1 protein-coding gene is annotated in these 934 nt (G+C 43.9%); it reads right to left on the reverse strand.

What is annotated here, in order from left to right:
* Positions 1–934, reverse strand: a 934-nt coding sequence (locus ACFILA_RS09615; RefSeq protein WP_375661134.1) for a hemagglutinin repeat-containing protein, incomplete at both ends; no start/stop codon positions are given.

Genomic DNA, 934 nt, shown 5'->3' on the forward strand with positions numbered 1-934 from the left:
CCTGATTGTTCCACAACACTATGATAATCACTAGAGGATTTATCCTTGTTCAAGGAAATATTGGTTGAGGCTGTACCCTCCTTTTCTCGACTATTATAACCAATGGAAAAAGAGTTTTGCTTGCTAGAACTTTGTCCCGTATCACTGCGGCTGGTAATGGCGAAATCACCCCCTACTTCCATTTCTACATGGTCTGCAGAAGCCACGGCGCCTGCCAGTATGGTGTTTCCCTGACTTATGGTATGAAGAGTGCCAGTGCCTATAATATGGCTGTTCTTCTGGTGAACCTCCTCACTGGACCCCTTGCCTTTACCAAAAGAAGCATTCCCCATCCACCCTGTACCACCGGTACCATAACTATACCCAACATTCATTGAAGCGCTTTGCGTATGATTTTGTGTACTTTGCGTATTTTGCGCACTTTCAAAAGTGATATCTTCACCTGCTCCCATGGTGATATTCCCGCTCTGTTCATCATTGCTTTGCATCGGGTTTGTGCCAGCAATAATATCGGCTCCAACACCATGGATGCTGCCTTTGTGGGCTTGCATATTAACAGCGCGTCCTGCTTCTATTGTACCTGTTACCGCAGTAGAGGTCTGAACAGAGGCTTCTGCCTTCTCTGTCTTAAAGCCCACGGTTACGCTAGCAGAAACATCAGCAATATCACGAATAGACTGTTTGTTTCCACCTTTCATCCCATTATAAAGACCTTTGCCTTTGCTATAGAGATCATAGCCTTTTAGACCAGCAATAAGACCATTACCGATTTTGTGTTTTGTATCCCCATGACCAAAACGTTTGACTGCATCCTTTACATCTTTTACTGTACCAAGAATGCCCACATTGACAGAGCCTGTCACACCAGCAAAAGACTTTTCATGCTTTTCTTTTGCGTTAGAGGTATCATAGCTTTCTGATAGGGTAATATTAT

This window comes from Bartonella sp. CL71SXKL (assembly GCF_042194935.1).
Lineage (GTDB): Bacteria > Pseudomonadota > Alphaproteobacteria > Rhizobiales > Rhizobiaceae > Bartonella.